The organism is Rhodanobacter glycinis (assembly GCF_900114325.1).
Classification (GTDB): domain Bacteria; phylum Pseudomonadota; class Gammaproteobacteria; order Xanthomonadales; family Rhodanobacteraceae; genus Rhodanobacter_A; species Rhodanobacter_A glycinis.
In genome coordinates, this window is the sequence record NZ_FOSR01000013.1 from 18,631 (window position 1) to 40,359 (window position 21,729).

General features: G+C 66.2%; 15 protein-coding genes and 2 pseudogenes. 11 read left to right on the forward strand and 6 right to left on the reverse strand.

The features are described 5' to 3' along the window. Positions 1 to 67 precede the first annotated feature (67 nt). A complete protein-coding gene (locus tag BMY90_RS13230; protein ID WP_008215142.1) occupies positions 68 to 364 on the forward strand; it encodes a type II toxin-antitoxin system MqsR family toxin in 297 nt (98 codons plus the stop codon). Between the two features lie 2 nt (positions 365 to 366). Next, on the forward strand, positions 367 to 768 hold the full coding sequence (locus tag BMY90_RS13235) for a type II toxin-antitoxin system MqsA family antitoxin (protein WP_008215143.1): 402 nt from the start codon (positions 367 to 369) through the stop codon (positions 766 to 768). A gap of 171 nt (positions 769 to 939) precedes the next feature. Here the strand turns inward: BMY90_RS13235 and BMY90_RS13240 are convergent, their stop codons facing one another. Next, complete coding sequence (locus BMY90_RS13240) at positions 940 to 1,692, reverse strand: GntR family transcriptional regulator (RefSeq protein WP_037101812.1); 753 nt, start codon at positions 1,690 to 1,692, stop codon at positions 940 to 942. 348 nt (positions 1,693 to 2,040) lie between these two features. Between BMY90_RS13240 and zwf the strand changes: the two genes are divergently transcribed. From zwf to BMY90_RS13265, 5 genes are all read left to right on the forward strand, one after another. Continuing rightward, complete coding sequence (zwf, locus tag BMY90_RS13245) at positions 2,041 to 3,510, forward strand: glucose-6-phosphate dehydrogenase (protein ID WP_008215145.1); 1,470 nt, start codon at positions 2,041 to 2,043, stop codon at positions 3,508 to 3,510. After that, positions 3,510 to 4,199 (forward strand): 6-phosphogluconolactonase, encoded by a 690-nt coding sequence (gene pgl / locus BMY90_RS13250; protein ID WP_092704585.1) that lies wholly within the window; start codon positions 3,510 to 3,512, stop codon positions 4,197 to 4,199. The genes zwf and pgl overlap by 1 nt, the downstream gene beginning before the upstream one ends. 247 nt (positions 4,200 to 4,446) lie before the next feature. Then, positions 4,447 to 6,294 (forward strand): phosphogluconate dehydratase, encoded by a 1,848-nt coding sequence (gene edd / locus BMY90_RS13255; RefSeq protein WP_092704587.1) that lies wholly within the window; start codon positions 4,447 to 4,449, stop codon positions 6,292 to 6,294. A gap of 134 nt (positions 6,295 to 6,428) precedes the next feature. Further along, entirely contained in the window at positions 6,429 to 7,082 is a 654-nt protein-coding gene (gene eda / locus BMY90_RS13260; protein WP_092704589.1) for a bifunctional 4-hydroxy-2-oxoglutarate aldolase/2-dehydro-3-deoxy-phosphogluconate aldolase, read from the forward strand. Positions 7,083 to 7,584: 502 nt separating this feature from the next. After that, entirely contained in the window at positions 7,585 to 9,393 is a 1,809-nt protein-coding gene (locus BMY90_RS13265) for a beta-1,3-glucanase family protein (RefSeq protein ID WP_092704591.1), read from the forward strand. Positions 9,394 to 9,454: 61 nt separating this feature from the next. Here the strand turns inward: BMY90_RS13265 and BMY90_RS13270 are convergent, their stop codons facing one another. From BMY90_RS13270 to BMY90_RS13280, 3 genes are all read right to left on the reverse strand, one after another. Further along, entirely contained in the window at positions 9,455 to 10,339 is an 885-nt protein-coding gene (locus BMY90_RS13270; protein WP_008211510.1) for a PhzF family phenazine biosynthesis protein, read from the reverse strand. Between the two features lie 52 nt (positions 10,340 to 10,391). Beyond that, complete coding sequence (locus tag BMY90_RS13275; RefSeq protein WP_245735043.1) at positions 10,392 to 11,828, reverse strand: MATE family efflux transporter; 1,437 nt, start codon at positions 11,826 to 11,828, stop codon at positions 10,392 to 10,394. 240 nt (positions 11,829 to 12,068) lie between these two features. Beyond that, entirely contained in the window at positions 12,069 to 12,668 is a 600-nt protein-coding gene (locus BMY90_RS13280) for a DUF2239 family protein (RefSeq protein ID WP_092704593.1), read from the reverse strand. 139 nt (positions 12,669 to 12,807) lie between these two features. On the opposite strand from BMY90_RS13280, the gene BMY90_RS13285 reads away from it, so the two are divergent. From BMY90_RS13285 to BMY90_RS13300, 4 genes are all read left to right on the forward strand, one after another. After that, entirely contained in the window at positions 12,808 to 13,698 is an 891-nt protein-coding gene (locus BMY90_RS13285) for a hypothetical protein (RefSeq protein ID WP_092704595.1), read from the forward strand. 119 nt (positions 13,699 to 13,817) lie between these two features. After that, positions 13,818 to 15,401 (forward strand): S10 family peptidase, encoded by a 1,584-nt coding sequence (locus BMY90_RS13290; protein ID WP_092704597.1) that lies wholly within the window; start codon positions 13,818 to 13,820, stop codon positions 15,399 to 15,401. 68 nt (positions 15,402 to 15,469) lie between these two features. Continuing rightward, entirely contained in the window at positions 15,470 to 15,841 is a 372-nt protein-coding gene (locus BMY90_RS13295) for a nuclear transport factor 2 family protein (protein WP_008211504.1), read from the forward strand. A 49-nt stretch (positions 15,842 to 15,890) separates the two neighbouring features. Then, positions 15,891 to 16,580, forward strand: a complete 690-nt coding sequence (locus BMY90_RS13300; RefSeq protein ID WP_092704599.1) for an HAD family hydrolase — start codon at positions 15,891 to 15,893, stop codon at positions 16,578 to 16,580. Positions 16,581 to 16,867: 287 nt separating this feature from the next. On the opposite strand, the pseudogene BMY90_RS17575 reads toward BMY90_RS13300, so the two are convergent. Both BMY90_RS17575 and BMY90_RS17435 read right to left on the reverse strand, forming a co-directional pair. After that, positions 16,868 to 17,389: pseudogene (locus BMY90_RS17575) on the reverse strand (Lhr family helicase); the annotation flags it as partial. 147 nt (positions 17,390 to 17,536) lie between these two features. Continuing rightward, positions 17,537 to 21,721 (reverse strand): annotated as a pseudogene (locus BMY90_RS17435) (DEAD/DEAH box helicase); the annotation flags it as partial. Positions 21,722 to 21,729: the final 8 nt, after the last annotated feature.

Sequence of the window (21,729 nt, forward strand, 5' to 3'; positions counted from 1 at the left end):
TCGGTTGAGCGTCGGGACATGTATTAACCTACTTGCTAAAATTAACCTAGTGGGTTAGTCTTCGGGCATGGAGAAAGGGACGCCTCACTGCAAGCTGTCCATCGTAAAGACTCTGCTTGCCGCCGGGAAGGTGCGCTCCACGTTCTCGGCCTTGACGGGCGGTGCCGCCTTGGGTTTCGACTTTGCCGGAATCATCGACGTGGTCGCGTCACTGACCCCGTCCGATTTCTACAAGAGCATGACCACGCATGCGGATCATCGGGTGTGGCAAGACGTGTATCGACCCAATACATCCGCTGGCGAGGTCTACCTGAAACTGACGGTCATGGATGATGTGCTCATCGTGTCCTTCAAGGAGCTTTGATCATGAAGTGTCCTTCCTGCGCAGCCGCGGAACTGGTGCATGACACCCGCGACATGCCCTACACCTACAAGGGCGAGTCGACCCTCATTCCTGACGTCACCGGTGACTTTTGCCCGAGCTGTGGGGAAATGATCCTCGATGCAGCCGAGTCGACGCGCACCAGTACGGCGATGCTGGATTTCAACAAGCAGGTGAACGCCTCGATCGTTGATCCTGGCTTCATTGCCAGTGTCCGAAAGAAGTTGGCACTCGATCAACGCGAAGCTGCCGAAATCTTCGGGGGCGGTGTCAATGCGTTTTCGCGATACGAGAACGGCAAAACCAAGCCACCCTTGGCACTGGTGAAGCTACTCAGGGTGCTGGATCGTCATCCTGATCTGTTGACCGAGGTCAGGGCCGCATAACCGGCGCTTGGATACTTGCCAACCTGACCATGCGAGCGAGCTTTAACCCTTCGGCTCCCGCCACGTCGATGGACTGTCCAGACGCGGCAGCGCTTCGACTTCGCCCGCTGCGTGGGCTACGACGGTTATGGGAATCGGCTGGCCTTAAATAAGTGCCATTCGTTCCAAGGCTCAGTCGGTCTGCAATTCCGCCACGAAATCGTAGATGTCGCCGCGGTACCAAGACGTGGTGAATTCGACCACGCGGCCGTCGTCGAGAAAGGCGCGGCGTTCGATGTTGAGGCCGGCGCTGCCGGTGGGCACGTGCAGCAGGCGGGCGTGGCGGGCGTTCAGCAGCACCGCGCGCAAGCGTTGCAAGGCGCGGCGTGGGCGGCAGCCGCGGGCTTCCAGGGCTTCGTACAGCGAGTCGTGCACCAGCATCGGGTCGGGCAGCACGCTGGCGGGGACCACGGTGCGCTCGATCGCCAGCGGCTCGTCGCCGGCGTAGCGCACGCGGTGCAGGCGGATCACCTGCACGCCGGGCGACAGGTTCAGCGCCATCGATTCTTCCGGGGTCACCTCGCCGACGTCGCGCTCGAAGAATTCCGAGCGCGGGTTCAGGCCGCGCGCGCGCAGATCCTCGGTGAAGCTGGTCAGCCGCGACATCGGCTTGATGATGCGTTCGGCCACAAACGTGCCGGCGCCGTGGCGCTGGGTCAGCACGCCTTCTTCCACCAGTCCGGCGATGGCCTTGCGCACGGTGACGCGCGACAGCGTCAGCAATTGCGCCAGGTCGCGCTCGCTCGGCAGGGTCTGGCCCGGTTCGATGGCGCGTTGTTCGATCACGTTGCGGATCGCCCGGCGCAGCCGCAGGTAGGCCAGTGGCTGGTGCGCGGCGGCATCGCTGCACAGGCGGCGGTATTCGTCGGCGAGGGCGTTTTGCATGGATTGGAAGGGTTTGTCCAAGGTTTCCGCCTTTTCTGCAACGGGTCGAATGAGGATGCGGTGGGCGGGAGCGAGTGGCCGCGTGGAAGCCGTGGCCGCCCTGATGGCCAGCGAAGCGATACCGTCAGATGCAGGCCCGTGACCCCAGACAGGCTGCGCGTACCATACCAATGAAACACCACTGGAACAATCCGCAGTGCGCCATGCGCGGTGGTCTCGAATGGACCGATCGTCATAAGGTCGCTTGCACAAAGGACTGGTATCGTCTGGTATTTCATTGGTACGATCAGTGCCTGTTCACGGCAAGTGGCCTCCTGCTGCCTGCCCCTAGCGCGTTCGAGGTGCGTTGTGACCCCAGCCTCCCTGCCGGTCGATCCGTTCGACCTGGTGATCTTCGGCGGCACCGGCGATCTGGCCGTGCGCAAGTTGTTGCCGGCCCTGTTCCACCGCTACGTGGCCGGGCAGATCCGACCCGCCAGCCGCATCATCGGCGTGGCGCGCGAGCCGCTCGACGACGACGGTTACCGCGGCATGGTGCGCGATGCGCTGGGCAAGGCCGCCACCGATCTGCCGCAGCAGTGCGACGATTTCCTGGCCCTGATCGGCTATCGCCCGCTGGACGCGCGCAAGGACGAGGGCTGGGATGGCTTCGCCGCCCTGGTCGGCGAGCGGCCGGACAACATCCGCGTGTTCTACCTGTCCACCTCGCCCGAGCTGTTCGTGGACATCTGCGAGCGACTGGGCAAATACGGCCTCAACCAGGGCGCCTCGCGCGTGGTGCTGGAAAAGCCGATCGGCCGCGACCTGGCCAGCGCCAACAAGATCAACGACGACGTCGGCCGCGTGTTCGCCGAGTCGCAGACCTATCGCATCGACCATTACCTCGGCAAGGAAACGGTGCAGAACCTGCTGGCGCTGCGCTTCGGCAACGCGCTGTTCGAGCCGCTGTGGAACGCCAGCCACATCGACCACGTGCAGATCACCGTGGCCGAGACGCTGGGCCTGGGTCGCCGCGCCGGCTACTACGACCGTGCCGGCGCGCTGCGCGACATGGTGCAGAACCACATGCTGCAGCTGCTGTGCATGGTGGCGATGGAGCCGCCGGCCTCGCTCTCGCCCGACGCGGTGCGCGACGAAAAGCTGAAGGTGCTGCGCGCGCTGAAGCCGATCGATGGCGACAACGCCGCCCAGCTCACCGTGCGCGGGCAGTATCGCGCCGGCGCTTCCGAAGGTCAGAGCGTGCCGGGCTATCTGGATGAACTGGACGGCGGCAAGTCGAGCACCGAGACCTTCGTGGCTTTGAAGGCCGAGATCGGCAATTGGCGCTGGGCTGGCGTGCCGTTCTACTTGCGCACCGGCAAGCGCCTGCCCGAGCGGGTGTCGGAAATCGTGGTCGCATTCAAGCCGGTGCCGCATTCCATCTTCGAAGGCAGCGTTGGCGCATTGGCGCAGAACAAGCTGGTGCTGCGGCTGCAGCCGGACGAAGGCGTGAAGCTGTGGCTGACCATCAAGGACCCGGGCCCGGGCGGCCTGCGCCTGCGCCACGTGCCGCTGGACATGAGCTTCGCCGAGGCTTTCGGCGTGCAGCAGCCGGATGCGTACGAGCGCCTGATCCTCGACGTGGTGCGCGGCAATCCCACCTTGTTCATGCGTCGCGATGAAGTGGAAGCGGCGTGGCGCTGGGCCGGTCCGATCCTGGCTGCATGGGCTGCCAGCAACGAGCCGCCGCGTCCGTACACCGCCGGCAGCTGGGGCCCGAGCGCGGCCGTGGCACTGATCGAACGCGATGGCCGCACCTGGCACGAGGACAACGACTGATGCCCGACGCGCTGCACCGCTACGCGAATGCGGATGCCCTGGCCGAAGCATTGGCCACGCAGGTCGCCGCGCGGTTGCGCGCGGCCATCGCGGCACGCGGTGCGGCACTGCTGGCGGTCTCCGGCGGCAGCACGCCGGCGCGTTTCTTCGAGCGGCTTTCGCACGAGGCACTGGCCTGGTCGAAGGTGCGCGTGACCCTGGTCGACGAGCGCTGGGTGCTGGAAAGCAGCGAACGATCCAATGCGCGACTGGTGAAGTCGCTGCTGTTGCGCCATGCCGCGGCCGACGCGAACTTCGTGCCGCTGTATGTGGAAGCGCCGACGCCGGAAGCAGCGATTGCCGCGCTGCGCGCGCGGATCGCTACGCTGCCGACCACGTTCGACGTGGTGGTCCTCGGCATGGGTGGCGATGGCCATACCGCCTCGTTCTTTCCCGGTGGTGATCGTCTGGCCGAAGTACTGGACTTGAACGGCACGGCACGCGTGTTGCCGATGCGCGCCGCCGGTGCCGGCGAGCCGCGCATCACCTTCACCCTGCCCGCCCTGCTCGACAGCCGCACGCTGTTCGTGCACATCGAGGGCGAGGCCAAGCGCGCCGTGCTGGATGCCGCGCGCGAACCCGGCAGCACGCTGCCGATGGCGGCGGTGCTGCGTGCCGCGCCGCAGTTGGACATCTACTGGTGCCCGTGAAAGAAGCCATGAAAAACGGTCGGCTCATTGCTCTTGTTCGTCATTCTGGCGCAGGCCGGAATCCAGTAGCGGCAAGGCCGGTTCAAGCCGTACCGTCCCTGGATTCCGGCCTGCGCCGGAATGACGAATCTGATAAGTGGTCGCCAGCCGTTGTTGAGTGGTTCCCTTATCGCATTTCGTGCAAACGGCACCCGATCTCACATCCCCTTGCAGGCCGCGTTGACGTTCGCGCGGCCAGGAGTCACCCATGAACACGCTGCATCCCGTTGTTGCCGAAGTCACCCAGCGTATCGTCGAGCGCAGCCGCCACAGTCGTGACGCCTATCTGGCGCGCATCGACGAGGCATGCAGCAAGGGCGTCTACCGACATCGACTGGGCTGCAGCAACCTGGCGCACGCCTTCGCCGCCAGCAGCGAGGCCGACAAGAGCGCGTTGCGCGGCAAGGTCACGCCCAACGTGGGCATCGTCACCGCCTATAACGACATGCTCTCGGCGCACCAGCCCTACGAGCCCTATCCGCAGCAGATCCGCGAGGCCGCGCGGCTGGTCGGCGCGGTGGCGCAGGTGGCCGGCGGCGTGCCGGCGATGTGCGACGGCATCACCCAGGGCCGCGCCGGCATGGAGCTGTCGCTGTTCTCGCGCGAAGTGATCGCGATGGCCGCCGCGGTGGCGCTGTCGCACGACACCTACGACGCGGCGCTGATGCTCGGCATCTGCGACAAGATCGTGCCGGGCCTGGTCACCGCCGCGCTGAGCTTCGGTCACCTGCCGACCATCTTCGTGCCGGCCGGGCCGATGCCCAGCGGCTTGTCGAACGACAAGAAATCCAAGGTGCGCCAGAGCTACGCCGAGGGCAAGGCGACGCGGGAAGATCTGCTGGAAGCGGAAGCGGGTGCTTACCACGCGCCGGGCACCTGCACCTTCTACGGCACCGCCAACTCCAACCAGATGCTGATGGAGATCATGGGCCTGCACCTGCCCGGTGCCAGCTTCGTCAGCCCCAACACGCCGTTGCGCGACGCGCTGACCCGTGCCGCGGTGTACCGCGCCGTGGCGATCACCGCGCTGGGCAACGAGTTCACCCCGGTCGGCCGGATGGTGGACGAGCGCACCATCGTCAACGGCGTGATCGGCCTGCACGCCACCGGTGGCTCGACCAACCAGTTGATGCATCTGGTGGCGATGGCGCGCGCCGGTGGCATCGTGCTCACGCTGGAAGATTTCGACGCGCTCTCGGCGGTGGTGCCGCTGCTGGCGCGCGTGTATCCGAATGGCAGTGCCGACGTGAACCACTTCCACCACGCCGGCGGCATGCCGTTCCTGATCGGCACCCTGCTCGACGCCGGCCTGCTGCATGGCGACGTGCGCACCGTGTGGGGCGAGGGCATGGCCGCTTACCGCTGCATGCCGACGCTGGACGGGGACGGCAAGCTGGTCTGGAATGAAGTCACCGCCAGCGCCAACCTCGACGTGTTGCGCCCGGCAACGGAACCGTTCCGCCCCGACGGCGGCCTGCGCGTGCTCAAGGGCAATCTCGGCGTCTCGGTGATCAAGGTGTCCTCGATGCCGGCCGATCGCATGGTGATCGAGGCGCCCGCAGTGATCTTCCACGAACAGGAAGAATTGCAGGCTGCATTCAGCCGCGGCGAGCTGGATCGCGACTTCGTCGCCGTGGTGCGCTTCCAGGGCCCCAAGGCCATCGGCATGCCCGAGCTGCACAAGCTCACACCGCCGCTGGGCATCCTGCAGGAGCGTGGCCACCGCGTGGCGCTGGTCACCGATGGGCGCATGTCCGGCGCTTCCGGCAAGGTGCCGGCGGCCATCCATGTCACTCCCGAAGCGATCGACGCCGGTCCGCTGGGCAAGCTGCGCGACGGCGACATCATTCGCCTCGATGCCATCAACGGCACGCTGGAGGCGAAGGTGGACGCCGCCGAATGGGCCGCGCGCGAGCAGGTCCATGCCGACCTCTCCAGCCACCACGTGGGCATGGGCCGCGAACTGTTCGCCTGCCTGCGCAACGCGGTCGGATCGGCCGACACCGGCGCCACCATCTTCGGCAAGCACGATCGCCATCACGCGGCCGACGTGTGATTCAGGAGTGAGGAATGAGAAGTAAGGCGTGAGAGAAAGGCAGAACGCGCTGCCTCGCAAGCTTTCTCTCACTTCTCACTCCTCTCCACTCACTTCTCTTTTCTGCCACTTTAATTTTGCGAGCCGCCCTTCCTATGACCCCACAAGAAACCAAGCAACAGCAACTCGCCGAGATCCTCGCGCTCGCTCCGGTAGTGCCGGTAGTGATCATCGATGAGCTGGTCCATGCCGTGCCAATGGCGCGCGCATTGGTCGCCGGCGGTATCCGCAGCATCGAGGTGACGCTGCGCACGCCGGTGGCGCTGGATGCGATCCGCGCCATTGCCGCCGAGGTCGAGGGTGCGGTGGTGGGTGTCGGCACCGTGCTCGACGGGTATCAGCTGGAAGCCGCGCGTGCGGCTGGCGCGCGCTTCGCGGTGTCGCCCGGCGCCTCGCCGAAACTGCTCGACGCCGCCGATGCCGGCGAGCTGCCGCTGTTGCCGGGTGTGGCCACCGCGGGCGAGGCGATGAGCCTGCTCGAACGCGGTTATCGCCATCTGAAGCTCTTCCCCGCGGTGCCTGTGGGCGGCCACAAGCTGCTCGGCGCCTGGGCCAGTCCGTTGCCGCAGATCCGTTTCTGTCCTACCGGTGGCATCAGCCTGAGCAGCGCGCCGGATTTCCTCGCCCTGCCCAACGTGGCCTGCGTCGGCGGTTCATGGCTGACCCCGAAGGACAAGCTGAAGGCCGGCGACTGGGCCGGCATCGAGCTGCTGGCGCGCGAAGCCGCGGCGTTGCGCACGAACCGTTGATCCGCCAGTCCCGGTCGCGTACCGGGGCAAGCAGGCCATCACGCCGGCTTGTGCCGGCGTAATCGTTTGGCAGTTCCGAATGTTCCACGGGACACGTCAGCCGGAATCCGCTGCCGCCCACGTTCCTGGCCGCCAATGGAGGCAGGGAAAACGCCGATTCGGCGACGCAGCTCTCAATTCAAAAATACCAGCGCTTGTATTTTCAAAAATGCCAGCGCTGGTATTTTCAGAGTTGTTCGCGCTGCCGCAGGATCTTCGCAGCCATTCGACCATGCCATGGGGGAACGGCCGGATCGGCTCGAAGGTCGGCGTGTAACGCACGATGATTTTCCGTTGGCGCAACCCTGACTTGCCCGGTCCGGCTTGCGATCACACCACGACAAGCGGTTTCGGCAAGGAAGCGTCATGGCGACTGTCCCCACATGGCTGCACGGAGCGTGGCCACTCAATCGTCGATATCCATCATTGCTTGTGATTTCGCCCGAAGTGGAGGAGACAACCCATGCATAAGAAGATTGGATCGACGAAATGGCCGATGCTCGCAGTGAGCTCGTTGGGTGCCGCGATCTGCGCCACGCTATCCACGACCGCGCTGACGCTCATGCCGATCCAGGCCGTGCACGCACAAACGACCTGTGCGGCCGCCTGGAATGCTTCATCGGTGTACACCGCCGGCAACACCGCCAGCGAGAACGGTGTGAATTACGTGGCCAACTGGTGGACGCAGGGTAACGACCCGGCCACGAATAACGGCGGCGCTGGCAGCGGCCAGCCGTGGACGGTCACTGGCACCTGCGGCGGTTCGCCGGCACCCAGTCCGACGCCCGCCCCAGCACCCGCGCCAACTCCCGCGCCCGCGCCTGCGCCAACGCCCGCACCCACGGCAACCTATGGCGCCACCGCTCAGGCGGGTGGCCTCTTGCAGTTCTACGCCAATGGCGGTGCCTGGGCCGACGTGCATTACAGCCTCGCGGGCGGAAGCCAGCTCAATGTGCGCATGAACAACAGCGGCACCAGCAACAGCTACCAGATTTCCGGCCTCAGCAGCGGCGAGGTGGTGAGCTACTGGTTCACCATCGGCCAGAGCGATGGCTCGGCGGTGAATACGCCGACACAGACACTGAGTTACGCCGCACCGGCACCCGCGCCGACGCCGACTCCTTCGCCCACGCCTTCACCCTCGCCGAGCCCGGTGTTTCCGTCGGTGGGCACCACGTTCAACCTGATCAACGGCACCCACGGCGCCTATCAGGACAACCAGGTTTACTGGACCATGGTCGGCCAGGATCCGGCTCATCCGGGCACCTTCGTGCACGTCAACTGCGCCGGGGCCCTCATCCCGATGCAGCCCGGCGATGATGGTGCATTGACCAAGGACGGCCAGAACTACGTCAACTATTCGATTCCGCTCTCGCAGTGCAAATCGTTCACGGTGCCGCAGATCCTGTCGGCGCGGATCTACCTGAGCGTGGGTAGCCCGATGTACATCCAGGCGGTGGGCAGTCCGGTCTATGGTTACACCGGTCCGAACATCGACAACCCGAGCGATCCCAACATCGACGTGACCTACGATTTCGTGGAGGTGAACATCAACGCCACGAATTTCTACGGCAACACCACGCGCGTCGACCAGTTCGGTTTCCCGGTGCGGCTGCGGCTGCAGGACCCGAGCGGTTACGACCACACCGTCGGCGAAACGGAAACGCGTGCCGCGCTGTTCCAGGAATTCGTGGCGCAAGTGCCGCAACCGTTCCAGGCGCTGGCCCAGGTGCAGGCGCCGTACCGCATCGTGGCGCCCACGCATGGCGGCTTCGGCAGCGGCGGTGCCAACGCGCATTATCTGGACAGCTATATCCAGTCGGTGTGGAACCAGTATCGCAGCCAGTCGCTGGTGTTCACCGATGCGCAGGGCACCTTCACCGGGCATGTCGTCGGCAACCAGTTCGTGTTCACCGACGGCCAGGGCACGTACTACGTCAACAACATGCCGAGCACGCAGGAAGTGCTGCTGGGCAACGGCGTGTTCAACGATGCCAGCAATGCGGCGCCCGGGGTGGCGACGGCCAAGCAGCTGCAGATCCAGGCACAGCTGGATGCGGCGCTGAACCGCCATGTCGCCGGAAATTCGGCCGATTGGAATACCTCGGCGGACTTCTACAACAGCGGCCCGACCAACTACTACTCCGCGTTCTGGCACACGCACAGCATCAATCAGCTCACCTACGGTTTTCCGTATGACGACGTCAGCGGTTTCAGCTCATCGCTGATCGGTACCAATCCCACGGTGGCGACCATCACGGTGGGTTGGTAAACAGCGGTCGGAAGGCCCCGTTCGACGGGGCCTTCCGACGGCCATGTGCCTGAAGTTTGTTTCAGGGGTGCCGAAAGCTGCCTTCGATCACGCTGACGCAATCGCCGCCGATCCAGATGCGACCATCATCGTCGTGGCTGATCGCCACGCGGCCGTCGCGTTCCAGCACGGTGCCCTGGCGCACGCTGTAGGTGGCGGAGGGACGCTTTCCCTGGGCCTCCAGCAAGCACGCCAGCGCCGCGTTGGCGCTGCCGGTGACGGGGTCTTCGCCCAGGCCGAAATCGCCGCCGCTCATCAGGCAGCGCATTTCGAAATGTGTCGGACCCTCCGCGCCATGCGGCGCGTAGATCGCCACGCCGTGGGTGCCAGCGGCATGCGTGACTGCGGCGAGCGCGGCGGCGTCAGCCTGCACGGCAAGACAGTCGGCGGCCGAGTGCATGCGCACCACCAGCCACGGTGCGCCGTTGTCGACGGCACAGGGCGGTGCACCAAAATCGATCGCCGTGCTGCCTAGCGCATGGGTCAGCGCCGCATGGTGCTCCGTCGGCAGTGGCGTGATCCGCGCCGTTGGTGCGGCGAAGGCCCAGTGGCCGTCATCGCGCTCGCTCAGTTCCACCAGGCCGACACCGCATTGCTGCACCATGCGGCCCGGCTGGCGCGGCTGATAGCCGCTGTCGCGCAAGGCGTACGCGCTGCCCAGGGTGGGATGACCGGCAAACGGCAGTTCACCGCCGGTGGTGAAGATGCGCACGCGGTAATCGGCGTCCGGATGATCCGGCTGCAGCAGGAACACGGTTTCGGAGAGGTTGGTCCAGCGCGCGATGGCCTGCATCTGCGCGGTGTCGAAATCGTCGGCATCGAACACCACCGCCAGCGGATTGCCCTTGAACGGCACCGAGGTGAAGGCGTCGATTTGCCGGAAGCGGACGGTACGAGCCGTGTTCATGGGTGAGGAAACTCCACAGTGGAATGCAGGGAACGTGAGTCGGAGGGGTGGCTCAGCTTTCACTTGGCGCTGCTGCGCCGACCGGCGCGCTGGCCATGCCGGTGCGCGGCGGATGCGCCAGCAGTCGCGCCTTGCGCCAGCCGCCCCAGCGGTAATACACGGCGGCCAGCAACAACATGGTCAGCGAACCCAGCGGGAAGCTCCACCACACCGCATTGGCGCCGAAGTGGCCGTGCAGCAGCCACGCGAACGGTACGCGCACGCACCACAGCGCGATGGCCAGGATCACCAGCGGCGGCATCACCGCGCCGGTGGAACGGATCACGCCGAACAGCACGAAGCCCAGCCCGAAGAACAGGTACGACCACACCACGATCGCGTTGATGTGCTGCGCGATGGTGATCGCCTCGCCGTCGCGCGGCAGGAACAACGCCAGCGCGCCGTGGTTGAACAGGTAGATGATCGCCACCAGCGTGCCGACGAGCAGCAGGCTGTAGCCCAGGCCGATGGCCGCGATCCGGCCGACCCGGTCCCAACGCTGCGCGCCCACGTTCTGCGCCGCCATCGACGATACCGCCGAGCCGATCGCCAGCGCCGGCATCTGCACGTAAGTCCACAACTGCAGTGCGGCGCCGTAGGCGGCGGTGGTCTGCGAGCCGTAGGCGTTGACCAGGCTGATCATCACCAGCGCCGAGGTCGAGATCACCACCATCTGCATGCCCATCGGCAGGCCCTTGAGCACCAGCGCGCGCAGGATGGCGAAATCGGGTTTCAGATAATGCAGCTCGCCGCGATGCAGACAGAGGAAATGCTTGCGCCGGTACAGCCATGCCAGCAGCGCCAGCAACGCGGTGGTCTGCGCGATCAGCGTGGCGGTGGCCGAACCGGCGATGCCGAGCTTCGGAAACGGCCCGATGCCGAAGATGAAAAGCGGGTTCAGGCCAATATCCAGTCCCACCGAAATCAGCATGAACAGGAATGGCGTGTGCGAGTCGCCGGCACCGCGCAGCGTCATCATCAAAAAGTTGTAAAGGTACATCGACGGCAGTGCGAGGAAGATGATGCGCAGATACGCCACCGCCAATGGCAGCGCGTCGGGCGGCGTGCGCATGGCGGCCAGAATCTCGGGCGCGAACGCGTAGCCCAGCGCGGCGACGATCGCCGACAACGCCACGAAAAAGCCCACGCTGGTGCCGACCACGCGCTTGGCCTGGTCGATGTCGCCTGCGCCCACCGCCTGCCCCACCATCAAGGTGTTGGCCATGCTGATGCCGAACACCAGTCCCAGCAGCAGGAACAGCAGCAGGTTGGCGTTGGCGCTGGCGGTGAGTGCCGACTCGCCCAGAAAGTGGCCGATCCACACCATGTTGATCGAGCCGTTGAGCGACTGCAGCACGTTCGCGCCCAGGATCGGCAGCGAGAACGTCAGCAGGGTGCGGGCGATCGGACCCTCGGTGAGCGAGGGGCGACGGGTGGCAGTGGGTGGCATGGTGGCTCTGGGCTGGGGATGGGATGGAGGGAGGCGATGGACGGTCGGAAGGATGGTCATGCGACGGCGAGCGTCGAGCGTAGCCCGAGAGCCCGCCCAAAGTCTTTGCAACGATGGATCGTTCCCCGGCCCTGCAGGAGCCCGCTCGCGGGCGATGCCTTTCAGGCTTTTCGGATGCCAGGGCAAAAGCCTCGCCCGTGGGAGGTATCTACAAACCGTTATCGAGAAGCGAGATGAACTTCAGCGCACGTCGGCCTGTTCATCCCAGGCGATGGTGGCCAGTCGCTGCAGGTGATCGCGGACATCCTGCGGCCACGTCTTGATGCAGCGCGCGAAGACACTGCGCTGGCCACGCCAGAACGCGCGCGAGGCTTCTTCATAGCCGGGCAGGTCGCCGGCCATCACGCGCATGAAGCGGTCAGCGGACTCGCCGGACAGGCGCGCGCGTTCCTTCGCGCCACTGCTGCGTTTTGCATCTTCGACCAGCCGGCGCAACGTCGCCGAGGCACCGCCGGGCTGCTGGCCCAGCCAATCCCAATGGCGCGGCAGCAAGGTCACCTCGCGCGCGGTGACGCCAAGCTTCGGTCGTCCGGGGCCGCGTGCGGCGGTGGGCGTCGGTGCGGCGGTGGTGCGACGAAGTCGGGCCAGCATTTCCTTTGGGGTGCCGCGGAAATCGATTTCCACCGGCAGGCTGCTGGCATCGTCGAGCACCAGCAGCGGCCCTTGCGCGCCGGCATCCAGCGCCTGCCTGGCCGCCAGCGCCACCTCGTCCAGCGGGCCGGAGGCGAGCAGGCGGTGACCGTCGAAGGCGGTGCAGGTGGTGCTGTCGTGTGGCGACATGGCGCGCGTCCATGGGAAAGGTTGGCGCATTATGCCCGGGTAAAAACCATTGTCAATATCACCCGGGTCAAATTCCGGGGCGCGTCACGTGCGGCACGGCGATGTACGCTCGCCGACTGCCTTTTGCCGGAATCGATCCATGGTCTATGTGTGGCTGAGCGTGCTGTGCAGCGTGCTGGTGTCGGTGCTGCTGAAGCTGGCACGGCGTTTCGGCATCGATATCGGCCAGGCGGTGGCGTGGAATTACGCGGTGGCGAGCGTACTCACCACGCTGATGCTGCGGCCGTCGCTGGCGCCGCTGCAGCAGTCCGGCGTGCCGTGGCTGGCGCTGGTTGGCTTGGGCGTGTTGCTGCCAACGATTTTCCTGGCGTTGGGCGCTTCGGTGCGGCACGCCGGCATCGTGCGTTCGGATGCGGCGCAGCGGCTGTCGCTGCTGATTTCGCTGCTGGCTGCGTTCGTGCTGTTCGGCGAAAAGCTGGATGCGCTGAAGGCCGCCGGCTGCGTACTCGGCCTGCTGGCGATGGCCGGCATGGTATGGCGTGCGGAACGCGGTGCTGCGACGAACGTCCTGCTGGCAGACGGGATGCCGCGGTGGAGCTACCCATTGCTGGTCTTCGTCGGCTTCGGCGTGATCGACATCCTGCTCAAGCGCGTGGCGGCGGCCGGACTGGCGCTGGGCACGTCGCTGCAGGCGATGTTCGCGCTGGCGCTGCTGGTGGCGTTTGCCATCGAGATCACGCGTTGCCTGCGCGGACGGGCACGCTTCACCGCGCGCAGCCTGGCCGGCGGCGTGCTGCTGGGCTTGCTCAACTTCGGCAACATCCTGTTCTACCTGCATGCGCATCGCGCTCTGCCGCATGACCCGGCGCTGGTGTTCGCCAGCATGAACCTGGGGGCGGTGGTGCTGGGCGCGCTGGTCGGCCTGTGGCTGTTCCGCGAACGGTTGAGCCGCTTGAATCTTGCCGCGCTGGGATTGGCATTGCTGGCGGTGGCACTGCTCACGCATGGCTGGGAAGTGGCCGCGCATTGACCGCAGCGATGTCAGGAGCGTGGGCGTGACTTCTGGGGGGTGAAGCGACAGGTGGGCGACGCCTAAGCTCGACCGGTTCCCTGCGCTCCGCGCGCCCCACCGTCGAGGAATCCCCACCGATGCGCAAACTGCCCCTGGCCACCGCCCTGGCCGCCCTGCTGCTCAGCACCACCGCCCTGGCCGGCGGCGACAAGCACCACGACAAAACCCCGGCCGCCGATTCGCCACAGGCGATGCTGGTGCCGCAGTCGTCGACAACCAGTGGTTCGGTCTCGGTGGAAGGCAAGCGCATCGATTATCAGGCGGTGGCCGGCACGCTGGTGCTGCACGGCAAGGGCGACAAGGAAAACGAGCCCACGGTCAGCATGTTCTACACCGCCTATTTCAAGAAGGGCGTGGCAGCGGGCAAGCGACCGATCACCTTCATCTACAACGGTGGTCCCGGTTCGGCGACGGTGTGGCTGCACATGGGTGCGTTCGGACCGCGTCGCGTGGTGACCGCGGATGACAGCCACACGCCGGCCGCGCCGTACCAGTTGATCAACAACGACTACAGCCTGCTCGATGCCTCCGACCTGGTGTTCATCGACGCGCCCGGCGCCGGCTTCAGCCGCCTGATCGCCAACGACAAGGACCCGGCCAAGCGCGCCAAGCAGATGAAGGATCGCAAGAAGGCGATCTACGGCGTGGATGGCGACGGCCATGCCTTCGCCCAGTTCATCACCCAGTTCCTGTCCAAGTACGGCCGCTGGAACTCGCCCAAGTACCTGTTCGGCGAAAGCTACGGCACCACGCGTTCGGCGGTGGTGGCGAACGATCTGGAGAACGAGGACAGCGTCGACTTGAACGGCGTGATCCTGCTGTCGCAGATCCTCAACTTCGACCTCAGCATCGACGGCCCCAGTCACAATCCCGGTATCGACCTGCCCTACGAGCTGGCGTTGCCCACCTTTGCCGCCACCGCGTATTACCACCACAAGTTGCCCTCGCCGCCGGCCGACCTGCAGAGCTTCCTCAAGGAAGTGGAGCAGTACGCCACCGGCGAGTACGCCAGCGCGCTGATGGCCGGCGCGACGCTCGATCCCGCGCGCAAGCAGGCGGTGGCCGAAAAACTGCACCAGTACATCGGCCTGCCGGTGGCCTACCTGTTGAAGGCCAACCTGCGCGTCAGTGGCGGCATGTTCGAGCACGAATTGCTGGCCGCCAGTGACGACAGCACCGGCCGCCTCGACACGCGTTTCTCCGGTCCGTCGATCGACCCGATGGGCAAGAGCTCCGAATACGACCCGCAGTCCTCGGCGATCAGCTCGGCCTACGTGGCGGCGTTCAACAATTACGTGCGCAAGGACCTGAAGTTCGGCCAGAACCAGACCTATCGCCTGTACGCCGACATCGACCACTGGGACATGAAGCACCATGGCCACGACGGCTCGCTCAACGTGATGGGCGATCTGGCAATGGCGATGAAGACCAACCCGGACCTGAAGGTGATGCTCAACGGCGGCTATTACGACCTGGCCACGCCGTTCTACACCGCGCAATACGAAATGGACCACCTGCCGATTCCGGAGGCGCTGCAGAAGAACATTTCCTACCATTGGTATCCGTCCGGCCACATGGTCTACGCGCACGTGCCGTCGCTGAAGAAGCTGCATGACAACGTGGCGAGCTTCATCGACAGCACCGACAACGTGTCGCGCTGAGCTCACTGGAACTCGCGGCGGGGGCATGCTGGAATGGTGTCCCCGCCACTCACCAGGAGCCGGCCCGCATGCGCGAGCTGATCGACCGTTACATTGCCGCCTACAACCGCATGGACGTGGATGCCATGCTGGCGACGGTGCACCGCGAAGTGGTATTCGAAAACTACACCGGCGGCCGACCCTCGGTGCGCACGCTGGGCATCGAGGAATTGCGCCGGCTGGCGGAAAATTCGCGCCACCTGTTCTCGGCACGCCATCAGACCATCACCGGCTATCACCAGGAAGCCGGCGTCGCCTACGTGCAGATCTTCTTCGAAGGCACCTTCGCGGTGGACTTGCCCAATGGCGTGCGCGCCGGCCAGTCCATCGCCATGCCCGGCCGCAGCGAGTTCCGTGAGCTCGACGGCTTGCTGATCCACATCGCCGACCACAGCGACTGACATATTCGACACACTGCGCGTCGCACCTCCTGCATCAACATGGATGGCCATGACCCCGTTTCCCTTTGACGCCGTCCTGTTCGATTGCGACGGCGTGCTGGTTGATTCCGAACCGATCGTCAACCGCGTGCTGGCCGAAATGCTGGGCGAGCTGGGCTGGGCGATCAGCGTGGCCGAAACCACGCGCCTGTTCATAGGCAAGATGGTGCGGGACGAGGCTGCACTGATCGAGCAGCGCACCGGCGTGCGCCTCACGCAGGCGTGGCTGGAACAGTTCCGGGCGCGCCGAAACCGTGCACTGGAACGTGAGCTGGCCGAGATCGCCGGGGCGCCCATGGCCGTGCGCGCGCTGCAGCGGATGCTGGATGGACGCATCGCCGTCGCCTCGGGCGCAGACCTGGCCAAGGTGAAGATGCAGCTGGCCAAGATCGGCATCCTCGACTGTTTTGGCGGCCATGTGTTCAGTGGCCAGGATCTTCCGCGCAGCAAGCCGCACCCGGATGTCTATCTCGCCGCGTCCGCCGCGCTGGGCGCAGACCCCACGCGTTGCGCCGTGATCGAAGACACCGTGATCGGCACCATGGCGGGCGTCGCCGCCGGCGCCACCGTGTTCGGCTACAACCCCAATCCCGTGGGCCACGCCGGCAGTGCCGAGCTGCGCCGCGCCGGCGCGGCCCACGTGTTCCGCGATATGGCCGAATTGCCAAGTCTGCTGGCCGGGTGGACCGGCGTTAACTGATGGGGCCGACAAAAAGGCCGGAGATCCCGTTCGCCCTGAGCGTAGCGAAATCAAAGGGTGACCTGATTGGCGACGATGCTCAGCTAAAAAAAAGACCGTTCGCGCTGAGCGTAGCCATGGATGGCTACGGCTTTGAGGAGCGAGGAAGTCGAAGCGCCTGCAGGCGATCACCCTTCGACTCCGGCCCTACGGGCCTCCGCTCAGGGCGAACGGTGAGGCATCGGCTGAACCTTGTCGCTAACCAGGAGGGTGATCGCGCTGTTGTTGTTTGCGGGCCCCCTCGATAATCAGTTGCGCGCGACAGGGTCCGACCGACGCAACAGCGCCTGGCGCCAGCGCTGCTGTTGCGTGGCATCGCCCTCGACCAGCCATTGCGGCTTGTTCGCCACCAGCGCCGCCACCGCGACGCCGTCCTCGTACAGCACGCGCGTGCCGGGCACGGCGGGCAGCTTGTCGCCGGCGAGCACGGTACCGACCAGGTTCAACGGGTCGCTGCCGCAGACGCAGGCCAGCGTGCCGTCGTGCTCGCGCTGGCGGATGTCGCGCAGTAGCGGGATCGCCTCGGGCAGCGCGAACTGCTCGCCGACCAGGCCTTCCACGAAGCGCCCGCCGCGGATCTCGCCGCGCGCCTCCAATCGGCGGTACACACGCAGCAGTTCGCGCCACGTCGGCAGCCACGGCGCCTCGCGTTCCAGCAGCTTCCAGAACATCACGCCGTAGCGAGCGAGCAGCGTGCGCGCGACGTGTTCCACGCTTTCATCTCCCTCTCCCCTTTGGGGAGACGACTGCATGGATGCAGGAGGTAGAGCAATGCATGGAGCGATTGCCGAGGGTTGGGGTGAGGGGACAACCTCGCCTCGATCCGCATTGAAGCCCGCTTTTGGAGAAGCTTCCGCGAGCACCCGCCCCTCATCCGCCCTGTCGGGCCCCTTCTCCCCATAGGGGCGAAGGGGGCGGCGCACCAGCGCCCAACGCCCGGCATCTTCGATGCCGCCAAACTGATGCCTGCGCACCCGTCGATGGCGTGGCGCCTCGCGTTTCGCCGCCGGCAGCAACAGCGCACGCAGGCCGGCGAAACTGTCCGCGGTGATACGGCCGGTGGCGACCAGCTCGCCCAGCGCATCTTCCAGCTCGCTACGCAGCAGGCGCGTGGCTTGCAGCAATTCGTCGAAGAACAGGGCGCCGTGATCGCGCAGCGCGTCGGCGACGGCTTGCGCGCGCGAGGAAAGCAGGCTTTCCTGCGGCGCGTCGCTTGCGGAAATGGACGTCCAGATGGCCATGCTCCGCCGCGACAGCAACACGATCGGGGTGGCACGCACCGGCCCGCTGCCGCCACTGCCCGCGCGCAGGCGGGTCCAGCCGATCCGGCCGGCGCGACACAGGTTGTCCAGCCAGCTGCTGGCGTAGTCGGCGATGCGCGCGGGCAGCAACTCGGACTCCCAGGCGCCGGCGGCCGCTTCATAGCCTTCCAGTTGCGCCAGCACGGCATCGAGTGCGTCCGGTCCGCGCAGGCGCGTGGCCGGCGTGAGGTGCTGCCAGTCGAGCAGGAAACGCATGAAGTCGCGCCGGTTCACCGGCTCGATCTCGCGGCGCAAGCGGCCCAGCGTGTAACGGTGGATGCGCGCCAGCAAATGGCGCTCGCACCACTCGATGTCGATCGCGGCGGGCGTGAAACGGCCCTGTATCACGTAGCCTTCCGACTGCAGGTGCAGCAGGGCGGTTTCGATATCGTTCGGGGTGACCTGCAGTGACTGCGCCAGCGTCGCCACGGTGACCGGCCCGAGCCCGACCAGCCGGCCGCGCACCAGCTCGCGCAAGGCCTCGTCGCGGGTCCACGCCTGGGCGGCGTACTCGGCCGGCGCGGCAATCGCCGGTTGCAGTGTGGCGTCGGCATGAACGGCTTGCCATAGCGGCAGCTTTTCCGCGCAGACCCACATGTCATTTTCCCTTCTCCCCTGAGGGGAGCACGCGGAGAGGGGCCAGGGATGGCCCCGGCTTTGGGGAGCGAGGAAGGTGCCCGGCAGGGCGGATGAGGGGTGGGTGCTCGCGTAAACGCCGCTAGTTGCGTGCTCCGATAAAGACTGCGGCAAGAGTGTCCCCTCACCCCAGCCCTCTCCCCGAAGGGGAGAGGGAGAAAGGCGAGTTGCGCGGTGGTCGTGGGCCAGTGCGTGCAGCTTGTCGTTCCAGCCGTCGTTCGCCGCAGCCTCGTCGGCGGTGACGAAACCGAGCACGTTCAACGCCTCGTGCATCTCGTCGGTGCTGCGCACTTCGGGCCAGGCCTCGGCACGCACCGCGTCGATGGCGTCGGGGTCGAGCCGGCCGAGGTCGTCGGCGTTCTCGATATCGCTGCCGCGTGTGCGCACGATGCGGGTGCGACGTTCTTCCAGCGGCGCATCGTCGAGGAAGGCGTAAGGCGCGGCGTTGAGCACCTCGGCGGCGAACGGGCTGGGCGCGGCAAGGTCGCGCGCGACCACCGTGATCGAACCGTCTTCCAGGCCATGCAGCAAGTGCAACAGGCCGTCCATGTCCATCGCTTCGCGCAGGCAATCGTGCAGGGTCTGCGCCACCAGCGGGTGGTCGGGGATCTGCCGCTCGCCGACGATGTTTTCCAGGCAGGCGACCTGGTCGGGAAAGACCGCGGCGAGCAGGTCCTCGCTCTTCATGCGCTGCAGCTGCGGCGGCACCTTTTTGCCGCCGGTGAAACGCGGCAGCGCCAGGGCGGTGACGGCATTCCAGCGCCAGCGCGCGGGAAACAGCGGTGCATCGAGAAGCGCCTGCACCAGCACGTGCTCGGCGCTGTTCGAGTGCAGGTAGCGCGCCACTTCCTCCAGCGGAAAGCTGTGGCTGGTGGACAGCGACAGCACGATGGCGTCTTCGGTGGCGGCGGCCTGCAGTTCGAAGTTGAACTGGCGGCAGAAGCGCTTGCGCAACGCCAACCCCCACGCGCGATTGATGCGGCTGCCCCATGGCGTGTGGATGACCAACTGGGTGCCGCCGGATTCGTCGAAGAAGCGTTCGAACACCAGCGTCGACTGGGTGGGCAACAGGCCGAGCGCGGCTTTCGCGCGGGCGAGGTAATCGATCAGCTGTTGTGCGGCAGATTCGCCTAGGCCGAGCTCGTCGCGCAGCCATGCAGAAGCGCACCCTGTGCGCGAATGCCCTGATATGGATTCCGGCGAAAGGCTATCGCGCACAGGGTGCGCTCCTACCGGTTCGGCATCCAGCCGTGCACCGATTTCCTCGCGCAGGCGCGACACGCCGAACGACAACTCGTCGCTGCGACCGGGTGCCTCGCCCAGCCAGAACGGGATGCTTGGCGGCAATCCGTGCGCGTCTTCCACGCGCAGGCGGCCCGGTTCCACGCGCTGGATGCGGTAGCTGGTGTTGCCGAGCTGGAAGATGTCGCCGGCCAGGCTTTCGACGGCGAAATCCTCGTGCACGGTGCCGACCACGGTAGCCTGCGGTTCCAGCACCACGAGGTAGTCGGCAGTATCGGGAATCGCGCCGCCGGAGGTGATGGCGGTGAGTCGCGCGCCGCGCCGCGCACGCAAGCGGTGATGCACGGCATCACGGTGCAGGTAGGCGGCGCGCGGGCCGCGGCGGGTGGTGAAGCCGTCGGCCAGCATGCGTACCACTGCGTCGAAATCCGCGCGCGACAATGCGCGATACGGATGCGCCTGGCGCACCAGGTCGAACAGTGCATCCTCGCCCCACTCGCGGCAGGCCACTTCGGCGACGATCTGCTGCGCCAGCACGTCCAGCGGCTGCGGCGGCTGCACCAGCGTGTCCAGCTCGCCGCGACGCACGCAGTCGAGCAGGGCCGCGCATTCGACCAGATCATCGCGGGTGGTGGGAAACAATCGCGCCTTCGGCGTGCCGGTGACGGCGTGGCCGGAGCGCCCAGCGCGCTGCAGGAACGCGGCGATGGAACGTGGCGAGGCAAGCTGGCAGACCAGGTCGATGTCGCCGATGTCGATGCCCAATTCCAGCGAGGCGGTGGCGACCAGCACTTTCAGCTCGCCCTGTTTCAGGCGCTGCTCGGCATCCAGCCGCTGCTCCTTGGCCAGGCTGCCGTGATGCGCGGCGACCACGTCCTTGCCCAGTCGCTCGGACAGATGCCGCGCCGCGCGTTCGGCCAGCCGCCGCGTGTTGACGAACACCAGCGTGGTGCGATGCGCCTGCACCAGCTGCGCCAGCCGGTCGTAGACCAGTTCCCACGCATCATTCGACATCACCGCTTCCAGCGGGACGGGAGGTACTTCGATGGCGAGGTCACGCGGGCGGCTGTGGCCCGTATTTATGATGGTGACGCTGCGCTTCGCGTTCGCTTCCTCTCCCCTTTGGGGAGAGGATTGAGGTGAGGGGCGAGTGCTCGCAGGGTCCCTTCCAAAAGCACGCTCTGGTGTAGGTCTTGGCGAGAGTGACCCCTCACCCCAACCCTCTCCCCAAAGGGGAGAGGGAGCTGGCGCGCCGACCAGAAATTGCGCCACTTCCTCGATCGGTTTCTGCGTCGCCGACAAACCCACGCGTCGCAGCCGTCTTCCACACAGCGCTTCCAGTCGCGCCAGGGTCAGTGCCAGATGCGCGCCGCGCTTGCTGCCGGCAATGGCATGGATCTCGTCGACGATCACCGTGCGCGTGCTGCCCAGCATCTCGCGGCCCGAGGCCGAGCCGAGCAGGATGTACAGCGATTCCGGGGTGGTCACCAGAATGTGCGGCGGCGTCTTGCGCATCCACGCGCGCTCGGCCTGCGGCGTGTCGCCGGTGCGCACGGCGGTGCGGATCGCCACGTCGGGCAGGCCGAGCTTTTCCAGCTCGGCGCGGATCCCTTCCAGCGGCGCTTCCAGGTTGACGTGGATATCGTTCGACAGCGCCTTCAGCGGCGACACGTAGACCACCCGCGTTTCGTCGGGCAATGCGCCGCCGTGTGCCAAACCTTCGCAGACCAGTTCGTCGATGGCGGCGAGGAAGGCGGTCAGCGTCTTGCCCGAGCCGGTGGGCGCGGCGACCAGCGTGTGCTGTCCCGCGCGGATTGCCGGCCACGCCTGCGCCTGCGCCGCGGTGGGCGCAGGGAACGTGTCGTCGAACCAATGGGCGACGGCGGGATGGAATGCGTCCTGCGGGCGAGTATCCGGTCGCATGCTGAAGA

Bases quoted from the DNA above. Each gene is read 5' to 3' on its own strand.
- BMY90_RS13230 (WP_008215142.1), top strand. From the start codon at position 68: ATGGAGAAAGGGACGCCTCACTGCAAGCTGTCCATCGTAAAGACTCTG.
- BMY90_RS13235 (WP_008215143.1), top strand. From the start codon at position 367: ATGAAGTGTCCTTCCTGCGCAGCCGCGGAACTGGTGCATGACACCCGC.
- BMY90_RS13240 (WP_037101812.1), bottom strand. From the start codon at position 1,692: ATGCAAAACGCCCTCGCCGACGAATACCGCCGCCTGTGCAGCGATGCC.
- pgl (WP_092704585.1), top strand. From the start codon at position 3,510: ATGCCCGACGCGCTGCACCGCTACGCGAATGCGGATGCCCTGGCCGAA.
- edd (WP_092704587.1), top strand. From the start codon at position 4,447: ATGAACACGCTGCATCCCGTTGTTGCCGAAGTCACCCAGCGTATCGTC.
- eda (WP_092704589.1), top strand. From the start codon at position 6,429: ATGACCCCACAAGAAACCAAGCAACAGCAACTCGCCGAGATCCTCGCG.
- BMY90_RS13265 (WP_092704591.1), top strand. From the start codon at position 7,585: ATGCATAAGAAGATTGGATCGACGAAATGGCCGATGCTCGCAGTGAGC.
- BMY90_RS13270 (WP_008211510.1), bottom strand. From the start codon at position 10,339: ATGAACACGGCTCGTACCGTCCGCTTCCGGCAAATCGACGCCTTCACC.
- BMY90_RS13275 (WP_245735043.1), bottom strand. From the start codon at position 11,828: ATGCCACCCACTGCCACCCGTCGCCCCTCGCTCACCGAGGGTCCGATC.
- BMY90_RS13280 (WP_092704593.1), bottom strand. From the start codon at position 12,668: ATGTCGCCACACGACAGCACCACCTGCACCGCCTTCGACGGTCACCGC.
- BMY90_RS13285 (WP_092704595.1), top strand. From the start codon at position 12,808: ATGGTCTATGTGTGGCTGAGCGTGCTGTGCAGCGTGCTGGTGTCGGTG.
- BMY90_RS13290 (WP_092704597.1), top strand. From the start codon at position 13,818: ATGCGCAAACTGCCCCTGGCCACCGCCCTGGCCGCCCTGCTGCTCAGC.
- BMY90_RS13295 (WP_008211504.1), top strand. From the start codon at position 15,470: ATGCGCGAGCTGATCGACCGTTACATTGCCGCCTACAACCGCATGGAC.
- BMY90_RS13300 (WP_092704599.1), top strand. From the start codon at position 15,891: ATGACCCCGTTTCCCTTTGACGCCGTCCTGTTCGATTGCGACGGCGTG.